The organism is bacterium (assembly GCA_037143175.1).
GTDB lineage: Bacteria > Verrucomicrobiota > Kiritimatiellia > CAIKKV01 > CAITUY01 > JAABPW01.
In genome coordinates, this window is the sequence record JBAWZF010000006.1 from 1 (window position 1) to 17,992 (window position 17,992).

Genomic DNA, 17,992 nt, shown 5'->3' on the forward strand with positions numbered 1-17,992 from the left:
TTTAACGGTCAGGGTTGGCACCCCCCGAGCCCCTCCCCAGTGTCTGAATCGCAGAGAACCCAACCATTCAGAATTTTTAGAATTTTCCTGTTTCCGTGTGCTTGCCTCTTACCGAACCGCTAAGTTTTCCTGATTTGCCATATATCTCTTTCTCCTATTGCGTCTTTGATTGAAAAGTGGGTTGAATGCCGTTCACCGATAAAGCATGGACTTTCTATTCACTTGCTTGGCTGGAATGATTCGCTTGATATCCTTTTTCCTCATTTGGGCTTGAAAGCCTTCCCACAGCTCCCTATCATCTGCCCCGTTCTTCTCATACCCCCGTAGCTCAGCTGGATAGAGCATCGGATTTCTAATGCACCTAAAAACCCCGCTTTTATTGGGCTTTTGCGTATTTATTGGGGTTTATGTATTGTGCTCATACAAGGTTGTTAAAGGTTTATCAGTCTTTACCGTTCTAACCATGCCACAAGCGAGCCACAAAACGGCCGCTCAATTGATAGCTCTTTTTCAACCTCTCGGAATTCACTGAAATTTCTTCCGCGCCGTGGTCTGCCCGGAATACAAAACGGCATCCGGGCGGGTGTAAAGGCTGCCGGGGGGCCAGTGGCGAAGTGAAAGGGGGCGGCTAGTCTGTGGCGTAAATTCAGCGATACACGGAATGGGTTCCGATATCGAATGTCCACACCGTGTCACCCTGGATATAGAAGACGGCCCGAAGGTCGGGGCCCAGAATAACAGAGTAAACGGTTTGCCCGGCCCGCGCCGATAGGCCATGGATCTTGTGAGTTCCCAGCCTTGGCGAAAAGGGATCCATCTTGAAGACTCTCCATGCAGACCGCGCTGCCTCCTTGCTTGCCGGTGGCAGGGCGTAGAATCGTTTCCAGAATTGCGGCGTTGCCTTGAAATTATACACCGGGCGGGGGCTCATTAAGGGCCGTCTCCATGTCAACGCCGATTCCCGCCTGTGCTTCCCGCAACCCCTGCCAGAATTCCGGCGGGATGTCTGCATCCTTCACCGGCAAATATTCCTCGGGCGGGACAAGTACGGCAATGACACGGCCGTCCTGTTCGATCATTACGGCCTCATGATCTGCCCGCATGTGGCGCAAGGCGTTATCGAGGGCGGTACTGCTATGGTCAAGGGTCAACGTTGTCATGCAAATAGTCTGGCACGGCCCCCCTGTTCGGGTCAAGGCGGGAATACCGTCCACCTGCCTGCCCGCCTTGCCGTGATCGTGCCGACTATGAATGGCCGCGCGCCCTGGTGCCGGTCCTGGCCTGTTGCCTTACCTGGGGGGGGGAATGATCCGGCCCTCCGGCGTCGTGCGGTATATTGACATTCCCCCCCTTAAATACCAGATGCCCGCCTCAACTTGCTTTCAAGACGACGCAATCTGCCTTGAAATCCTTGTTTTGATCCATCAGACAGGGAATATTTGATCGCCCTCTCGCAGAATTCAATCGCTTGCGCAATCCGGTCATTTCTTTCCCAAAACTTGATTACGCTCGCAAAAAGGCGACCGTTACACGGAAATTTCAAGAGGGCTTTCTCTTGAATGTCCAGGGTAAGCGCCAAGTGTTTTTCATACTCCGGATACTGCCTCACTTTGGCTAGCCAGCCAGGATCATTTCGGAGGTCCATTAAAGCCTCTATCCTTCTGAAATGAAATGAGAAGTACGCCTCCCAATAACTCTCAAACCATGAAATGTCCCAGTTGTTTTCAGCGAAAAAGTGAATCACGGCATCAATGTCCGGGATCTGCCTTAGAGCATCCATAGTGTGCTGTTCAATATCCCAGCATCCGGAAGTATAAAGGTGAACCCTCAACCCCTCGTTATTCTTTCGAAGTGCCACCCGCTCTAAAACCAATGTGAAAATGCCAGGTGCGTCCCGCGCCGTGAGGCTCTTCGCAATCTTTTCTTTCAAGTAATCGTCTTGAGTACGGAAAAGCAGGATCTCGACTTTTTTCTCATCATGTTGCTCTATCCGGAGTTCGTTAACCTCGGATCTACGCGCTAGAAATATCTTCCACTCTGCCTCTGTACGATAAATGGCGGTGATTTGGTTGTCGAAACCAATACACATGCAGGCCCCGTCCCTGAAGGGAATGCTTTTATGAAAAAGTGAAAGCTTTATTCGACTTCCCCCTATGCTCAAATGACTATTCTGGAAATCAGAATCACACGCGAGGTCCAGGTATAGACTGCGCAACGCCTCATCCGTCATGTTTGTTTGCCAAATGACCGGTATATCCTCAATGGTGATGTTCTTCCGAAGCTCCATTTGATGATTCTCTAAGAGTCACTTCATGCTGTCAAGACGTGCCAGCACCTGGGCATCTTGCCACGATCGCACATCAGAACAGGGGCAGCCCGCCTATGGCACCATTCGCCCCGCCTGGGGGGATTCTGACAGGGCTTCGCCTTCTGGCGCCGTCATTGCCGTGCCATTCTCAAAGCCTGATGACTTCCACCCCATGAAGCTTTTCATTACCAGGGACACAAGGTTGTGTCATAGGCGGTGTCGCCTCCGGGAGGGCAAGCGGGATTTCCTCCAGTGTGGCCGGGTGGCTTTCGCGTGGTGCCGTGGCCGGTGCCTGGGTTTCTGCAAGCACTGGATTTTCACTGGTGACTGAATGGGATACGCGGGAGGAATCCGGCAACTTCAACGCAATGCTCCGTTTCCTTGAAACGGGTGCGGAGTTCTCCAGCAGGATCCCGCGGCGGCGCAAAGACAAGCGGCACGCGGCGGCCGTGTGGCATACTCCCGCCATTGTGAGGTAATCCTTGAAGTCGCTTGCATTGATAAATGCTGCCGCATCTGTGCGGATCGTTCGGTGATGGTCCATAAGATCGACGACGGCTTGCTCCGCCACGGCGGCCGCCAGCGTTTGCCAATTTGACAGGTATAGAGCGGCTTCAGCCATTCATCACCACTTTTTAGCGGCCCGCGGCATCGGTAAGAGTATCTTCACGATTCTGATAACCGAGCCAGTGCGCGCCTCACATTTGCAACAACTAAGCCCCGCCTCCCATGGTTAACGCTGCATCCAAGCGTTTATTGAGGCCATCAAGATTTTTTCTCATTCCCTCGATATCCTTTTGAGCTTTGATTTGTGCCTCGGCAGCAAGTTTCTCAAGCCCCCTAAGTTGCCTCCCTGCCTGCCCGGCAGCTTCAGCGGCGTGATCCGCATCAAGTAAAGCCTGCCAACGATGTGGAATTTTCACGCCCCGAGCAATGGCCGCCTCGGCCTCTGCGTGCATTTTTTCACGGCGCCTTTTTTCGCGTTCGGCGTCTTTATCCGCCTTTTGTTGGGCGCGCCAGTTATTGGGATCCGCAGCAATGGCCCCTTCATTTTTCCATACGTTCTCAAGTGCCGCAAGTTGCTGCAGTTTTGCCTTTCTCGCTTCCAGGCCGGCCATATCAGCGGCGTTTTGAGCATCGCGTTTTTTAATGGCATCCTGTATGGCGGTGATTTCATCCCGAATGCCCATCCGGACAAAATCCTGCTCAACTTCGGCGTTACGTTTTTTGGCCGCTAGTTTTTCATCTTCCGCCGCCTTCTGCGCAGCATACTCAGCTTTGGAGGATTCCTCCCAAGCCTTATTCATTTCATCGAGCGCATCCTGATAATCAGACTTCATTTCCTCGAGCATGATCTTGCGTTCTTTCTGCTCATCCAATGAAATGCCCGAAGCTCTTGATGTGCGCTCAAGTGTTTCTATGCCGGATTCCAGGTAATTCACCTTTTCACCCGGAGACATGCGCTTCATCTTCGCCTTTTCCCGGATGTCGAAAACCTTTGCCCCTATTTCAACGGCGGATTGTATTTCGGCCTCTTGTTGAAGGCGCTTAGCCCGGAGGGACTTATAGAACTTATCCCAGGCATACCCGGCCACCACGGCGGCCCGGTTCCATGCGGCGGCCACCTTGTCAGATATGCCAAACATATCATCGAGAGCCTTTCCGGCCTTCCACCCAGCAGCCAGTGCCGTCGCGATCCCGCCCCCCCATATCAACGCCTTGCCGGTCATACTTTTCATTCCAGCACCCATTCGGGCCTGCATATCCTCAATCGCTCCGGAGAAGTCCCCACGGATGGCCTTGCCGAAAGCCTCCATGAATCCTTTGCCTTGCATTGATTTGTCAGCGCCAGGCTTTCCCCCGAAGAGCCCACCGTCTGAGTTAAGGGTGTTATTGATCCGCCTGGCGCGCGCTTTTGCGTCCTGTTCTACTTGGTCCCATCCTTTGCCGGTGGAGTTCTTCCCGACAATCTCCATTTCCATTCGTTCACCCATGGGTTGCCTCCTTTGCTTCGATCAGTTCACGCTCAATCTGGGCCATGATGGACCGGAACGCCACCCCCATGGTGATGTCACGCCCCGTCACGCCTTCCTCATTCTCCCCGTCAACCGGGCGGGCCATGGCACTGCAGGCGAAATCAAAGGAAACCTGGAAGGCCCAATAATCTGGCATGGTTCCCGGATACTTGGCGCAAAGGGCCAGAATGAACGCTCCAAATTCGACCTGATAGGCTCGCTCTTGCGCCTCGGCAATTCTAGGCACGATGGCATCAACTTCAACCATTTCTGAATCTCGCCCTATAAACGTATTCAGAACCGCCGAAACTGCCGCTTCAGACGCCGTAATGTGTTTTCGCCATTCACGGACTGCCCGAATAATTTCCCGCCGTTCCGTAAGCCTGGAAAGCGCGGCCCGATCTTTCGCATGTGCGCACGCGAAGGCTTGAACGAAAGTTTGATTTTGCAGATCCTCATCAAGCATCCGCATCCACTCCATGGCCCCAATTGAAAAAGGGTAGAGGGAAACCCCGCCGCATGGAATTGGCCAATCAATTAATTCAGCAATGCGCCTGTCATTTTTACGGCGCATCCGTAAGGCGGCATCCTGAATCCACAGGACATGGGCGGGTGTGGGGTTTAGTCCCTTTGCCTCAAGGGACTTAATGGCGGCGGCGGCCATTGGATGAAGTTTCGGCTTCTCTGTCATTATCGTGTTGCTCATTTTTTAACCATCCTTTTCAATGCATTCTTTGTTTCACTTCTCAACATGTTTCGGGCACGTTCCAGTGCGGACGACACGTCTTTCTTTCCCCCTTGCAGGGATGAAATTATGTATCCGAGCTCATTAACCATTTTAATAAAAAGCCTTGTTGATCCTGCGCTTTGGGTTGACTCTTTAGCCACATTAGTCACACCAGTAATTTCTCTCTGTTTGGCGATCCCTGAGGCCGCGCCGCTTCCAAGTTTTCCCATCATCCAGGTGAAAGACGATCGCGCTAGACCCTGCTTCTTGATGATTAGTTTTTTGCTTTTTTCGGCTTCTGATACCTTCTCTACTCCGTGCATGGGGAAAAGTTTGTATTCACCGGCGAATCGACGTTTTATTGCCGCAAATTTAAAGTCTTCGCTTCTCTCGGCTTTCGATGTGTACTGTGATGGATGCAAGGTTCTGCCCGTCTTTTTTTTCGGTGCGCCGTGCTGCTTGTACCAATCCTGAATATGATCCTGCATGCGGGTGTGCCGGAAGCGATTATCCATCGACATGGCCTTGGTTTCGTACAAATCCCGCTTCTTTGGAGAGACTTTTGCCGATGCTCGAAGGGCTACCAGTATCTTCATGCTGGTCTTAGTAAGCGTCTTTCGCATGTCCTCATTCAGGACCCTGGACCGGGCCTGTGCAGAGCGGCGCAGGCGGTCAAACGTTCCTGGCGAAAATTTAATGTTCATATTCATCTAAATATTCCTTCTCCGATTCCTGCCGGGGTGGGTTTCATCTGCCGTATAATCAATCACCGTCTACCTCCCGGGCGTTCGAGCGCTTTCCCGATCTCGCACGCGGTCCACCACCAAGGCCCCAGCCTCCTGCAGGCATTGGCATGAAGATGTGAAGATCAGATTCATTCAGCAACGGCAACGCCTGGATGATCTTTCGTGCCGCCTTGTAGGTGTCTTTGTAGATGTCCCGGAAGGCGGAAACCGCTTTATCGGACACGTCGTTTACCATGCCGCTTTTAAGAGCATCATCCCCGGCCTCCGTAATCGAAAACATGACAAGGCCGTACTGGTCGGAATCCGCCGTAATCCATCCATGTCCCAAGGCAAACAGAACCTCCGCCCGCACGCTGGGGGTCAAAACAATTGATAACCAAGGGCGGCCTTGCCACCATGCAGCCCGCTTTCGCGCCTTGTGCATAACCTCTATGACGCTGAATGCCCGATCTATCGAGCAATCCCAGCCAGTCAGCAGGCGCGCCAGGGCGTGCCCGTATGGCGTCAGGCGGATATGTTCCCGCCTCCGCTCATTCGGTGCCAGGACCATGCCGAAAGCGATCAGTGAGGAAAGGTCACGCTCCGCCTGTTTGGCCGTCCGTTCCGGATCCAGCAGAGTGGGACGCCAGGGGATCCCGTGAAGGTGGTAATCCTGAACATGTTGCGCCCGCCGGTTTGCCATGCTGTCGCCGCCAGGCGTTTCCCCTGGTTCAGGCAGGAGAAGGGCATCCATGTAGGCCAGGATTCTGGGTAAGATTTCAGTCATAGACGTGTTTTTGTGTAAAAATTGAAAGTGTCACAGGTTAACGCGATATAGGATGTCGAGGTCGCCTTGTGCAGTCTTGTGAATTTTTGCTCTGGAAGTACCTAAACCGGGGGAGGGGTCCCCCTGCCTTCCTGCGTGGGGCAGATGCCTCATTGATAAAAAGGCTGCGCCATCGCACCATCGCACCCGCGAAGGTTAAAGGCAGTGGAGCACACCACTGGCGAAGGCGCAGCACACAAAGAAGAAGCCAAGGCAGCAAGCCCCCGCACCCGCGGGAGAGGAGCATAGGAGCCCGAAACCCATTTTGAGCACATCCTCTGGCCGCCGTGGCAAATTGAAACACTGTGAAACGAAAGGCCCAGGTGACCGCTTCGCACCCGCGAAGGGAGACGGCGATTGAGCACACGCACGCCGGGCCACCTGGGCCACGCTCGAAAATAGAAACCCCGTTGCCAGCGTTGACGCCAACACTCGCTGGCGCCCTCTGAGGATTGAACGCTTTGTTTCTGCTGGCAACGGGGTAAAACATCAACCCACCTCACGCATGAAAGCCGCACGCAACTCTTCCAGTAGTTCGACGCGCAATTCGTCGGACTCACGTGAATCCCAGCGGACAACATGCTCCGGGATAAGCGGACGCTTCATCTCTGAATCGTAGACCTGGGCATTGAAGGCCTCGGCCTCTGCCTGTGTGGCCGTCTCGATTTCAACGGCGCGCGCGGCATCACTCAGGCCTTTGAATTGTTCAACCTTCTTCCGGGCCGCAGCGCGTGCCTTTTCAAGGGCGCCTTTGAGCGCTTCGACGTATGCCTGCCATTCCCGGCGCGCCGTATGCACAAGTGATTCCTGGTAGCCAAGGACCCGCAATCCCTCAATCGGTAGGCGCAACCGTTCCGCCCGCAGTTCCTCCGCCTTCCGGGTGGCGTCCGTGGCGCTGGCGAAAGTTCCCGGCATGATCCAACTTTGAACGCCGTTGCCAGTCACCCGGCCATTCCCTACCAGTCGATCAGCCGTTGACGCGGTCTCCCGAATGCGCCCCATGACGATGGCATGTTCCTCCCGATCGGCGTTAAGCTGTGCCGCGTCACGATTTGTAGCCTCGATTTTGGTCTGCAGGGCCGCACTCATCCACCCGAGCGTGTTTTGTGTCCGTAACTTTTTCATGTTCCACTTTCCGCCTTGTTAGGCTGTTGCTGTTCACCCGGCCGCACCTTGCGCCCGGAAATTCCTTTTCTCCCCCATGTATCGTGCCAGTCTGCCCGATTGGGTGAGCCCTTCTTTTCCCGGCGCTCCGGAGAAGGCCCCGTCCATCCCTTCCAGCCAGGAACCGGGACGGCCGCTTGCTCAAAGTCGGGCATCATGGTCAAAGCCCTGCCAACTGCATGGCCTTGCGCACCTCTTTCCGCACAACGGATTCCCGGGGCGTTCCCAGCGCATTAATAAGCCGGTCACTGAGTTCGTTGAGCTTCGCCTGTTCCTCTGCCGTGTAGTTCCGGACCGGGGCGGATGTTTGCGAATGTGTAGACTGAGCGGCGGATTGCGGCTTGATGCCAGCGGGGGCAGTCACGGCCTTAAACTGCAATTCCAGTTCCACAAGCTCCGCTTCGATCCGCCGGGCCTCATCCGCGCCCCAGAAAGTGGCCTGGGCTTCCTGGAGTTGTCCCAGCAGTGTGATTTTCTTCGTTTGGATTGCAACCGCGTTTTGGAGGTTCTTCAATTCCCCCTCGATCGATCCTAACCTTTCGGTATGCTGCTTGATGGCCTGTTCCCGAGTCAGGTCCACCGGCTTTTCATGGACGGCGCAGGCCGCCGGCGGATTCTCTTCATCATCGTTGATTAGGCGGGGCGTTGAGGATAACCAGGAAGGCTTTTTGAATAGTTTTTCCCTGAGCGCCTGCAAAGAATAGGTTTTTGAATTTTTCTGCATCCGTTCAAATCTCGATTCGGTCATTTGATCCTCAATTTCTGTTCATCAAACGACATGATGCCGCCTGAAATGGTTTCTGTTTTTCCTTCGCCCCAAACATCGAAATTCAAGGCTGGTGTAGGAACCGGCCTGTATACTTGCCCGCCATGCCGGACCGGCAGCCGTGCTTTGTCGGCTAGGAGCTGCAGCACGCGCGGCACGGCCATCACTACGGCTTCCGGCGCCGGGTGCCCGATGACTTCAATGTCTACCCTGTTGGCTCCAGGGGTGAGCCGCGCCGTGATTCCGGAGCCAGGCGTCAAGGTGGTAGAGGCTTCGAAGGTCATGTTTCCTCCTCTGGCTGGTGGTGGTCGCTTTGTGCCACCGGGTAATACACCGCACCTTTCCAGCGTACCGGCAACCGGGCCTTGTCCGCCAAGTTCTGCATCAGGGCAGGGACAGCGGCGTCCAATTCGTTTACATCGGCGCCGCCGCGGCACTCGATCAATGGGCGGTCATGCTTTGTGTCCAGGGTGGCAATGAGGGACCGTCCGGGGGCAAGTGTCTTTGTTGATTTGAAGATCATAACGCGCATCCCTTCAGGTACTCCCTGATTTTTCCCTCTGATTTGTCGCAGGATGAAAGCGCCTTGCGGGCCTCATCCAGGATAACCAGCGCGTGGTAACTGCTTGTGTCCGCCCTTGAACGGAGAGATTCAAGTGTTCGCCGGGCTTTCGTGAAATCCTGGTCATCCAAGAAAAACTTACGCATCGACTCGAATACCTCCGCGCGGATCCTGGCTATCTCCGGCACCTCCCCGCCCTCCGTGAACTGAAATTCAGGGGGCCGGGGAAGATTGCAGGCCGTGACATTCGGGCTTTTTGATGTCGTTACGATGATGTCGTTTGTGGTGTTGCGTTTCATGATGTACCTTTGCCTGCCTGGCGCTTTCGCTTAACGATGTCGAGGGCGTTGTCTATCACGCTCATGCCGTCCTGTTTTGGGATGTCCTTGGTTTTGTCCCGCCAGGTTCGCAGCACGCGCTGGAATGCCTGATCGTCTTCCCGATGGTTCCAAAGGTCCCGCGCGACCTCCGGGACCAAGTCGTCGTAATTCTTTGCCCTGGGGGCGCTGGGTGTAGAGGCTGGCGTGATCCCGTGCGCCTTGGCGAATGACGGTTCCCGTACCTTCCAGTTTCGCAGGAGTGATTTAAGGGCGCTGATGGTTCTGCCGGCTTCGTTGCCGTTGCTATCGACCCAACCTTTAGCGGCGTAGTGGTCAAAACATTTTCGGGCCATGTCCTGGGTGACTGCCACGTCGGGGGATGCTGCTATTTCTAGTACCTTCCCTAGGTCCCAGCCGTCGTCAGAAAAAGGTGTGCGCGCGGCGGCCCCCTCTCCCTCTTTCCTTTTTTCCCCTTCTTCCCCTTCTTTAATTCTTGTTAGTCGTTGTTGGCCCGTTGTTCGTCCGTCGTTGGTCCGTCGTTGGCCCGTTGTTGGGGTGTCGTTTTGTCCGTTGTTGTGGGTGGTGTTTGCGTCAAAAATCACCGTGTTTATTAAGCGCGCTATGGTTCCTTTGTTCGTTGTCCTGCACGTAATGAAACCCCAAGCGGCAAGCCTTTGCTTAGTGGCCCGGTACTCGCCTTCAGTAAATCCGCAAGCGTCATAGTCTCCGATCAATGATTCCCCTGGCTTCAGGTTGTGTAGGGAAAACCCGCCTTCACGTCGTGCGCGATAGGCAATCAGGGCAAGAAGTGTGAAGGCCTTGGGATCTTTCATCAGTTCGACTGTCGCCTCCCCTCGCATTAGTTTCAGGAATCCGGAAGAGGATCCGCCACCGGCCCCAGCGCCAGAACCGCCCGGTAATGGCGAGGGGTTATCGGTGGCGGAAGGTGTTGGGCGGTTCGAGAGAGGCATTTTAGGCAACGCCTCCAACCCGGAAGCGGGCAAGCGCCTTGTCAACGTCTATGGCCTTGATTAGCAGTGTCCGGCGTGTTGGGGCGAAGGCCGGAATGATCCGGCGCTTTATCCAGTCCCGGAGGGTGGCGTCACAGACGCCGAACCGGGCTGCCGCCTGGGGTACCCGCAAGTATTCCGGCGCTGGCGTTTGGGTTGTGGGTTCAATGGTTTTCATGGTGTACCTACTGGGTGAAAAGCTCGAATGCCGGTTTACCCAGGACGGTGGCGATCTTGGCTTTGAGGTCCGGCGCTGGTGTGAGCCGTCCGGTCTCGATTTTTGAAATAACCGTCTCTGAGCAACCGGCGCGCTTTGCCAGGTCAAACTGATTCAACCCGGCCGCCGTCCTTGCGACTTTCAATCTATGCACGTTGTTTGTCATCCTGCCACCTCCTCTTTTTTTCTTCCGCCACCAGGCCTAAAAAAAGGCCCGCTTCTCTGTGCTGACTGGAACGTCGCACAAGAATGCGGGCGGATGAAAGGGGCGAAGTCTGCCACATATATAAGCGGCAGAATTTCGGCAAGAGCCTATAAAACAAGGGAAATGAGGGGAGAAAGCGGCTCAATCAGGAAAGCATTTGAGCGCGCGAAATCGTTACGACCAAAAAAGAATCACGGCGGCGTTGTGGTAGTGGTAATGGTGTATTCACCGGGGTGCATCCGTCCGCGAATGCGGTGGACTGTCCTGATGCTTACTCCCGTTAGCCGGTGAATCTCTTTATTCGTTGTCCCGGGATTCGCCTCGTGACAATCGCAAACCTTCTGATATGCGGTGTCCGACTGTTTCCATTTTCCGCGCTTCACATTGCGAAGGCGTTTAAGTTCACGCTGTAGGATTCGTTTGTCGGCAAGCGAAACCTCTATGATGGTAATCCCATCCCCGCGCGGGGTGGATTTAGCTGGGCTTTTCTTGGTGTCTTTTTTCATCGTCTCACCTCCGTGTAAGGTGCCCGCCGATCCTGGTACACGGCCAGGACCGGCAGGGCTTCCCCGCTTCATGAGGGCGGGGCGAAATCATCATGCGGTTTTCGTATTCGTGCTGTCAATCGTGGGGTGCTGTAGAGCGCTTGGTTTCAAATGCTGGGGCCTTCCGCATCCCTTCTTTGTTGGCTAAGCCTTTCTGCCTTTTGGCGAATCCACGCAACCTCTGCCTTCACCTTTTCAATGTGCTTCCGCATGGCTTCAATATCGACGGAATAAAGGCCCTCCGCGTTCCTGTGCATCATGAATTTGGTTGTCTCACAATCGATTCCCCGTGCCTTTTCACGCTCATGTATTCTGTCCATTATCTGTTCGGCATCGGCGGTGCTGGTAAACTCCATGGTTGCGAAAAATGAATGCAGCCAGGTTAAGCCTCTTTCGGGATGTGAAAACCTCCCCATGATTTCCTGTTCAATAATCCTGGTTGCCAGGTCGCTGGGTTCTAATCCCAAAATGAAAGCGGCCTCTTCCAGCACCTCTACCGTCAGACTGTTAAGCGGGATTTCCATTTCAGCACCCTTTCTTTCCGGCCTGTTCAAGCTGAAGGCGCCGCGCCAGGCTATTTACATCCTGAATGATCCCGGCGGCCTGCAGGAGGGCGCTGGGTTTCATGGGGACAATCTCAACCACGAAGTTGAAGACGGGCTTCTTTGATTTCTGCTTCATAATTGCCTTTCTGGTTTGATGTTACAATGGGGGTGAAAAGTTCCTCTTCACAAGCAATGCTTCAAGATCAGCCTCGAAGGCGTCCGGCTCTTCAAGGCGCACCTTCAATCCCTTGAGTGTATCGGCTTGAATCGGGCCGTGCTTCACAATGGCCTCAGCTACTGCCTGAATGGCATAGAGGGCAATCGTTCGTTCGGGTGACATTGTATCAAGCCATCCGTATGGCTCTGCATTGCAGACGGTCTTGGCGGCCTCCTCCAAGGCCTTGGCGGTCCCTGCATCAAGTGTGAGTGTCTTCATGCCCGCTTCCTCCCGGATCCGGCCGCATGGATAAACTTGAAATCGGGTTCATTCGTTTCCTGAAGCAACTCCCGGAAGCAATCGCCAGCCCAGCAGTCACCGCTGCCACATTTCAGCATCACCAGGGCGGCCACCGTAAGGGCATCCTCCGGGGTGATGTCGTGCTCCCTTGAAAGCCGCTCAAGGTTGTCAGCCGCCTTTCTGTTCAACTTCACCAGATAGGCCGGGCCGTGAATGGGCACCGCGTGCGCGTGCAGCATCCCATCCGAGTCAGTTAGCTTGTTTTCCATCGCGTGTTTCTCCTGGTAGGGTGTCCCGGCCAGGGCGATCCCGGCCGGGGCGATTTCAATCAGGCCACCTTGTGGGAATCATACCGCTTACTCCAACGGCGGGTATCCGCTTTTTCTTTGCGGTATTCGCGGTGTACCAGTTCGCGGCCCTTGCAGGAAAGTGAGGTATGATAACCGCCTGTTTCGTTCCGCGCATTGACAGCCTCAGCAACGCGCTGCGCCTCTGCGGCGTTCTTATACTTCCACCCATCAATGGTTGTCTCCAACATACCCGATGTCGGGTCAAGGTAGCTGTCGAGCTCTTCCCCGACCATCAGGTTTACCAGGTGGACCGGATCAGAGGAAACAAGGTCAGCCAGTTCCCGCAACTTCCGGGAATTCTCCGCCGTGAGTATTACGACCATCTTGTTTCTTTGCTTCGCCCGGTAAACGGCGGGTTCAAATGGTCCGCCTTTGGTGAGCAGGCCTATATGGGCGATTACCTTCCTCCAATTTTGCGGCTTCGTGAGGGTTTTGATATATTCCGTCGGCAACGATTCCGGCATCTTCCCCGGCTCTGGAAAATCGCCCTTCACCACCGTGAACATCTGGAGAGACTCCGGGGCGATCCCGTCCGCCTTCATCAATGCGGCAAGGTATGCCCGCGTCGCCTGTTCCGCCGCCTTGCCCGCCGTCTTCCGCCGTGCTACTGTCTTCATCGTGAACCGTATCCTTTCTATGCTTGGTGCGGTTCGCACCGCCCTCGGGGTGTTCTAGCACCTCGGGGGCACCTTCTTTTCATCCCCCGGCGGTCACTGCCGCCAGCGGGAAATTCTTTCATCCTGCCTGTGCAATTGTCATCCGGATAATGCCAGGCTCTTCCGTTGGCATGATAGCCCAATAGGCCTCCGCGTCTTCCTTCGTCACAAGAGCCCGGTAATGGTCAAAGAGCATGGACGTGTCCCGATGGTGCCCGAGCTCGAAGGCGGTCCGGGCCGGATCCCCGTACATGGCCAGGTGGTGAGACGCGAATGCATGGCGCATCCCGTTGCTAGGCCAGCGTGTCTTTGCCAGCCTCCGGACGTGATCAAACCGGAAGCGCCACTTATCCCCCTGGGGCGCCACAAAGCCAGCCTGTTCCCTGTGTGGCAATAGCCAGGCGGCCAGGTTGTCGGAAATGGTCACATGTCGCGCCCGGCGTTTCTTCGCGTAGTGGGGCATGACGGTGATCCGCTTGGCGGCCAGATTGATATCCTTCCAATCCATGCCCCGGAGTTCAGCCGTCCGCAAGCCGGCAAAGCAGCCGATGGCGAGCGGCGCCACCATGTTGGGCTCGATCTTGGCGGCCGTATTCAAGAGCGCCGTCACGTCCTGCCAGGTCAAACATTCCGGCATCTTCTCGTCTTCATGGTGCCGGGCGCGCGTTCGCCGGGTGAAGGGGTTTTCAGTGACATATTCTTTGCCGATAGCGAAATTGAACAGGCCGCCGCCAAGCACCTGGTAATTCTTCTTCGTGATGTTCGACATTTCGGCGTGATGTTTCTTCTTCCACTTATCCGCGCGGCTTCGGATCCACTTCTCTACATCGTCACGGGTGATCTCTGTAATTAGGCGGTCTCCGTACACCTCCCGGAAAAGCCCCATCCTGTGTTCAAGGTCCCGTAGAGTGGTGGGGCGGACGTTTCGGTCTCTGGAATCTGCAAGGTGTTCGTCAATGACTTGTCCCACGGTTCGGCGTACCACCGGCGCCTTGTGCTTTCTGTAGTACCTGGCGGCCGTCTCCGGGGTGGCCGTGCCTTCGAGAATGGCAACGGTGGCCGCGTAGCTCCTTACCGCCTCCAGGATCGTGGCCGCGCCCCCGAGTGCCTGTGTGGCACTTATGTGTACTTTTACGGCTTCCCCCATCGTCATATCGGGCATATTGGCGGCAGTGAGCAATTCGGAGGCCTGGACGGCATCCAGACGCTGCCGGTCTGTCAGATTCATGGCCGCGTGCCCTTCATTCTTCCGGCGCAACTTTTCGGCATACAACCAGGTGCGGGCCTCCGCCTTCGTCTCAAACTGCTTCCGGATCCGCTTGCCGTCCGGCGTCTTTCCGGCGTAGGCCTGCCAGGCTATCCGCTCTTCACCGTCCGGCCCCTTCCAGGTACGTTTCAGGAGGCCCTTATCATTTTTTGGCTTGCCGATATCCGCTTCCGCCCCTACATTCTCGCCATGTTTTTCAGTTCCAAGTTTATTCATGTGGCACCCTCCGTCTGTTTTGCAGGGATAGAGGTACACAAAAGTGCCACATGGAGTCAAGCAGCATTCTTTGCCGCTTGCGCGGATTTAGAAAAACCGAGTTTTATTGGGCTTTTATAGCCTTTACCCCCGTAGCTCAGCTGGATAGAGCATCGGATTTCTAATCCGGCGGTCGCAAGTTCGAACCTTGCCGGGGGTGCCACTAACGGGACTCCATCAGGAATTTCTGGAGGCCGGCGCTCAAGCCGTTGAAACCAATACCTTCGGTGTTTCGCGCATTGTGTTTGATGAATACGGCATTGGGGATCGCACCGCGGAAATCAACACCGCTGCCGTCGCCAATGCCCGTAAGGCCATGGCCGGGCGGTCGGGACGCTATGTCTGCGGCTCGTTGGGCCCCACAACCAAATTGCCGTTGGATTGAGGGTTTTCTATTCCGTGTGGATCGTGCTCAGGTTGAGCAGGTCGCCGAAGCGGCGAGCCGTGAGGGGGGTCTTATGGGTCCAGCGCTTGAACTCTTTACAAAAATAGGCGTAGTCACGGTAGCCGCTTTCCAGGGCAATTTGTTTGATGGGTAATTCCGTCGTAGTGATCTGGTTCAGCGCACGTTGCAGGCGGAATTGTTGAAGATGGGCGTGGGGACTAATTCCCACTTCGCGGCGGAACATGCGGGAGAAATGGTGGCGTGAGTATCCGGCCTCCCTTGAAATTTGTTCCAGCGATAACCCAGGATCACGATAATCCCGCTCCACCAGTTTCAGCACGCGGTCTACCGCGGGCGAAACCCTGGGCTTTGGCATCCGGTGCGCGCGGAAGAGTTCCATCAGGAATCGATGGGCCTGAGCGGCCAGTTCGAACTCATCTGGAATTCTTTCTGCCAGGACCTGACGGTGAAGGCCTTTGATCAGGTCGATGGCGAGGTGGGTTGCGGGGAGTTCCCATAAGTATCCATGCATGCGAACCAACAGGTTGACCAGATCATACGCCATATCACCTGCGATAATGATGTAACAAAATTCCCATTCCGTTCCGGGGGCAAGCCAATAGCGGGTGGGGGAGGGAAACGGAACCAGAAATCCCATTCCGGGCGTGAGTCGAGTGGTTTTGCCGCCCGGCAGGCTCTGGAATCTACCCTCCCCTGAGAAAGTATATTGGAACAGGCAGGAGTTGTGCCGTTTCCGGTTGTCGTAGTCGTACTCGCGCTGGCCACGTTCCTGCACAATGCCTTCAGCCACGATATCGCAACGATGTTTAGGGTAGCTGGTGATACGGCTGAATCCTGTTTCCCGCAACGGCAATCCGGCCTTGAGCACGATTCTTATGTTTTTTAGCGCGGAATCACCATCAATTTGAATACAATCACTCATATGGGTGTGTATGATAGAGCGTAATTCTTCAATTGAAAACCAGAAATTGAGGAAGGGGTATTAAGTTTCAACAACAGGAGCGAATCAAAATGTCGGTTAAGATTGCGGTTATTGGGGCGGGAAGTATCGGGTTTACACGCGGACTGATGAAGGACACCTTGTCGGTTCCGGAATTGCGTGATGCCGAGTTCAGGTTCATGGACATCAATGCCCAGAATCTTGACATGATCACACAATTGGCCCGTCGCGACATCAAGGCCAATAAGCTGCCTGCAAAAATCATTACCACGAATAACCGGCGCAAAGCTGTCGATGGCGCGGATTTCGTAATCAATACGACACGTATCGGCGGGTTGGATGCCTTCAAGCTGGATGTTGATATCCCGCTCAAGTACGGCGTGGATCAATGTGTGGGTGACACGCTTTGCACCGGTGGGATCATGTACGGGCAGCGCAACATTCCGCAGATTCTGGCCTTCTGTAAAGATATCCGCGAGGTCGCTGCCCCGGACTGTCTGTTCATGAATTATGCCAACCCGAATGCCATGAATACCTGGGCGGCGATTGAATATGGTGGTGTGCCTACGCTTGGCTTGTGCCACGGAGTGCATGGCGGGCATTGGCAGATTACCGAGGTGATCAAGCTTTTGGTCAATGATAACAAGAAGCCTGATCAGAAGGGTTACGTCAATATCGACATAAAGGATGTGGATATCATCTGTGCCGGTATTAACCACCAGACCTGGTACGTTCAGGTGATCTATAAGGGTGAAGACTGGACCAGCCGGCTTCTGGAGGGATTCGAGAAGCATCCCGCCTTCAGTCAGTCTGAGAAAGTCCGCATCGATATGCTCAAGCGGTTTGGGTACTACACGACCGAATCCAACGGGCACGTTTCGGAATATGTTGCCTGGTACCGGAAGCGCCCTGCAGAGCTGAACAAATGGATCGACATGGGGAGCTGGATCAATGGTGAGACCGGTGGTTATCTGCGGGTTTGCACCGAAGGTCGGAACTGGTTTGAAACAGATTTCCCCAACTGGATCAAAGGTGAACCCACGGTCTTCTCGGCGGCTAACCGTAGTCATGAGCACTGCAGTTACATCATCGAAGCGTTGAAGACGGGCCGCGTCTATCGCGGACACTTCAATCTGCAAAATAACGGGTGTATCACTAATCTGCCTGATGACTCGATTGTGGAGGTGCCGGTATATGTTGATCGCAATGGACTCAGCGTTCCTCAGGTCGGGGATCTTCCGCTGGGTTGTGCGGCCGTTTGCAATGCATCCATCTCGGTGCAGCGGCTTGCGGTTGAGGCGGCGGTTCATGGGGATGTTAACCTTCTCAAGCAGGCGGTTCTGATGGATCCTCTCACCTCCGCGGTGTGTAACCCGCCGGAAATTTCCCAGATGGTGGATGAAATGCTGGTGGCGCAGGCCCGGTGGTTGCCGCAGTATAAGCAGGCGATTCCGGCGGCTAAGGCCCGGTTTGCCTCAGAGGAAAAACTCGGGGTTCACAGCACCGAAGGCGCGGCTCGGCTCAAGACCAAGACCGTGGAAGAGATGAAGCAGAATCAAGATGAGGCCCGCCGCAATGCGGATGCCGCCGATAAAGCGATGGCCCAGCGTAAGCAGTCCGTTGCCGCCACGGTCAAAAAGAAGAAATAATTCAAGCAGGGTGATAGAGCCACTACGAAACACGCGGAATGCACGAAACTAGTTTTTCGTGTGTTTTGCGTGTTCAG

General features: G+C 54.9%; 27 protein-coding genes and 1 tRNA gene. 3 read left to right on the forward strand and 25 right to left on the reverse strand.

The window, feature by feature from the left end; genetic code table 11:
• Positions 1 to 646: 646 nt before the first annotated feature.
• From WCI03_03625 to WCI03_03740, 24 genes are all read right to left on the reverse strand, one after another.
• Positions 647 to 916 (reverse strand): hypothetical protein, encoded by a 270-nt coding sequence (locus WCI03_03625; GenBank protein ID MEI8138939.1) that lies wholly within the window; start codon positions 914 to 916, stop codon positions 647 to 649.
• Positions 909 to 1,160: a hypothetical protein gene (locus WCI03_03630; protein ID MEI8138940.1), complete on the reverse strand. Its 252-nt coding sequence runs from the start codon at positions 1,158 to 1,160 to the stop codon at positions 909 to 911. The genes WCI03_03625 and WCI03_03630 overlap by 8 nt, the downstream gene beginning before the upstream one ends.
• Positions 1,161 to 1,351: 191 nt before the next feature.
• Complete coding sequence (locus tag WCI03_03635) at positions 1,352 to 2,287, reverse strand: hypothetical protein (protein ID MEI8138941.1); 936 nt, start codon at positions 2,285 to 2,287, stop codon at positions 1,352 to 1,354.
• A 169-nt stretch (positions 2,288 to 2,456) separates the two neighbouring features.
• Positions 2,457 to 2,930, reverse strand: a complete 474-nt coding sequence (locus WCI03_03640) for a hypothetical protein (GenBank protein ID MEI8138942.1) — start codon at positions 2,928 to 2,930, stop codon at positions 2,457 to 2,459.
• A 91-nt stretch (positions 2,931 to 3,021) separates the two neighbouring features.
• Entirely contained in the window at positions 3,022 to 4,302 is a 1,281-nt protein-coding gene (locus WCI03_03645) for a hypothetical protein (GenBank protein MEI8138943.1), read from the reverse strand.
• The gene (locus WCI03_03650; GenBank protein MEI8138944.1) at positions 4,295 to 5,029 is read right to left on the reverse strand and encodes a hypothetical protein; all 735 of its coding nucleotides are present in this window, start codon (positions 5,027 to 5,029) and stop codon (positions 4,295 to 4,297) included. Before WCI03_03650 ends, WCI03_03645 begins: the two co-directional genes overlap by 8 nt.
• Entirely contained in the window at positions 5,026 to 5,760 is a 735-nt protein-coding gene (locus WCI03_03655; GenBank protein MEI8138945.1) for a hypothetical protein, read from the reverse strand. The genes WCI03_03650 and WCI03_03655 overlap by 4 nt, the downstream gene beginning before the upstream one ends.
• Positions 5,761 to 5,812: 52 nt before the next feature.
• Positions 5,813 to 6,562, reverse strand: a complete 750-nt coding sequence (locus WCI03_03660; protein ID MEI8138946.1) for a hypothetical protein — start codon at positions 6,560 to 6,562, stop codon at positions 5,813 to 5,815.
• A 528-nt stretch (positions 6,563 to 7,090) separates the two neighbouring features.
• Complete coding sequence (locus WCI03_03665; GenBank protein MEI8138947.1) at positions 7,091 to 7,726, reverse strand: hypothetical protein; 636 nt, start codon at positions 7,724 to 7,726, stop codon at positions 7,091 to 7,093.
• Positions 7,723 to 7,923 carry a hypothetical protein gene (locus tag WCI03_03670; protein ID MEI8138948.1) on the reverse strand — a complete coding sequence of 67 codons (201 nt, stop codon included), beginning with the start codon at positions 7,921 to 7,923 and terminating at the stop codon, positions 7,723 to 7,725. The genes WCI03_03665 and WCI03_03670 overlap by 4 nt, the downstream gene beginning before the upstream one ends.
• Before the next feature lie 2 nt (positions 7,924 to 7,925).
• Positions 7,926 to 8,489 carry a hypothetical protein gene (locus tag WCI03_03675; GenBank protein MEI8138949.1) on the reverse strand — a complete coding sequence of 188 codons (564 nt, stop codon included), beginning with the start codon at positions 8,487 to 8,489 and terminating at the stop codon, positions 7,926 to 7,928.
• Positions 8,490 to 8,509: 20 nt separating this feature from the next.
• Positions 8,510 to 8,815 (reverse strand): hypothetical protein, encoded by a 306-nt coding sequence (locus WCI03_03680; GenBank protein MEI8138950.1) that lies wholly within the window; start codon positions 8,813 to 8,815, stop codon positions 8,510 to 8,512.
• The gene (locus WCI03_03685; protein ID MEI8138951.1) at positions 8,812 to 9,054 is read right to left on the reverse strand and encodes a hypothetical protein; all 243 of its coding nucleotides are present in this window, start codon (positions 9,052 to 9,054) and stop codon (positions 8,812 to 8,814) included. The genes WCI03_03680 and WCI03_03685 overlap by 4 nt, the downstream gene beginning before the upstream one ends.
• On the reverse strand, positions 9,051 to 9,392 hold the full coding sequence (locus WCI03_03690; protein MEI8138952.1) for a hypothetical protein: 342 nt from the start codon (positions 9,390 to 9,392) through the stop codon (positions 9,051 to 9,053). The genes WCI03_03685 and WCI03_03690 overlap by 4 nt, the downstream gene beginning before the upstream one ends.
• A complete protein-coding gene (locus WCI03_03695; GenBank protein MEI8138953.1) occupies positions 9,389 to 10,384 on the reverse strand; it encodes a hypothetical protein in 996 nt (331 codons plus the stop codon). Before WCI03_03695 ends, WCI03_03690 begins: the two co-directional genes overlap by 4 nt.
• Before the next feature lies 1 nt (position 10,385).
• Positions 10,386 to 10,601 carry a helix-turn-helix domain-containing protein gene (locus WCI03_03700; GenBank protein ID MEI8138954.1) on the reverse strand — a complete coding sequence of 72 codons (216 nt, stop codon included), beginning with the start codon at positions 10,599 to 10,601 and terminating at the stop codon, positions 10,386 to 10,388.
• A 7-nt stretch (positions 10,602 to 10,608) separates the two neighbouring features.
• Entirely contained in the window at positions 10,609 to 10,806 is a 198-nt protein-coding gene (locus WCI03_03705; GenBank protein ID MEI8138955.1) for a helix-turn-helix transcriptional regulator, read from the reverse strand.
• Between the two features lie 230 nt (positions 10,807 to 11,036).
• The gene (locus tag WCI03_03710) at positions 11,037 to 11,351 is read right to left on the reverse strand and encodes a hypothetical protein (GenBank protein ID MEI8138956.1); all 315 of its coding nucleotides are present in this window, start codon (positions 11,349 to 11,351) and stop codon (positions 11,037 to 11,039) included.
• A gap of 146 nt (positions 11,352 to 11,497) precedes the next feature.
• Entirely contained in the window at positions 11,498 to 11,914 is a 417-nt protein-coding gene (locus WCI03_03715; protein MEI8138957.1) for a hypothetical protein, read from the reverse strand.
• A 1-nt stretch (position 11,915) separates the two neighbouring features.
• Complete coding sequence (locus WCI03_03720; protein MEI8138958.1) at positions 11,916 to 12,071, reverse strand: hypothetical protein; 156 nt, start codon at positions 12,069 to 12,071, stop codon at positions 11,916 to 11,918.
• A 21-nt stretch (positions 12,072 to 12,092) separates the two neighbouring features.
• A complete protein-coding gene (locus tag WCI03_03725; GenBank protein MEI8138959.1) occupies positions 12,093 to 12,371 on the reverse strand; it encodes a hypothetical protein in 279 nt (92 codons plus the stop codon).
• Positions 12,368 to 12,661, reverse strand: coding sequence for a hypothetical protein (locus tag WCI03_03730; protein ID MEI8138960.1), 294 nt, complete (start codon positions 12,659 to 12,661; stop codon positions 12,368 to 12,370). The genes WCI03_03725 and WCI03_03730 overlap by 4 nt, the downstream gene beginning before the upstream one ends.
• A gap of 59 nt (positions 12,662 to 12,720) precedes the next feature.
• On the reverse strand, positions 12,721 to 13,359 hold the full coding sequence (locus WCI03_03735) for a hypothetical protein (GenBank protein ID MEI8138961.1): 639 nt from the start codon (positions 13,357 to 13,359) through the stop codon (positions 12,721 to 12,723).
• A 118-nt stretch (positions 13,360 to 13,477) separates the two neighbouring features.
• Entirely contained in the window at positions 13,478 to 14,881 is a 1,404-nt protein-coding gene (locus WCI03_03740; GenBank protein MEI8138962.1) for a site-specific integrase, read from the reverse strand.
• Between the two features lie 125 nt (positions 14,882 to 15,006).
• Here WCI03_03740 and WCI03_03745 point away from each other — a divergent pair.
• Positions 15,007 to 15,083, forward strand: a tRNA-Arg gene (locus WCI03_03745).
• Positions 15,078 to 15,305 carry a homocysteine S-methyltransferase family protein gene (locus WCI03_03750; protein MEI8138963.1) on the forward strand — a complete coding sequence of 76 codons (228 nt, stop codon included), beginning with the start codon at positions 15,078 to 15,080 and terminating at the stop codon, positions 15,303 to 15,305. The genes WCI03_03745 and WCI03_03750 overlap by 6 nt, the downstream gene beginning before the upstream one ends.
• A 7-nt stretch (positions 15,306 to 15,312) precedes the next feature.
• Here WCI03_03750 and WCI03_03755 read toward each other — a convergent pair whose 3' ends face one another.
• Entirely contained in the window at positions 15,313 to 16,248 is a 936-nt protein-coding gene (locus tag WCI03_03755; GenBank protein MEI8138964.1) for an AraC family transcriptional regulator, read from the reverse strand.
• Positions 16,249 to 16,337: 89 nt separating this feature from the next.
• Here WCI03_03755 and WCI03_03760 point away from each other — a divergent pair, with 89 nt between their 5' ends.
• Entirely contained in the window at positions 16,338 to 17,915 is a 1,578-nt protein-coding gene (locus WCI03_03760; GenBank protein MEI8138965.1) for an alpha-glucosidase/alpha-galactosidase, read from the forward strand.
• Positions 17,916 to 17,992 lie beyond the last annotated feature (77 nt).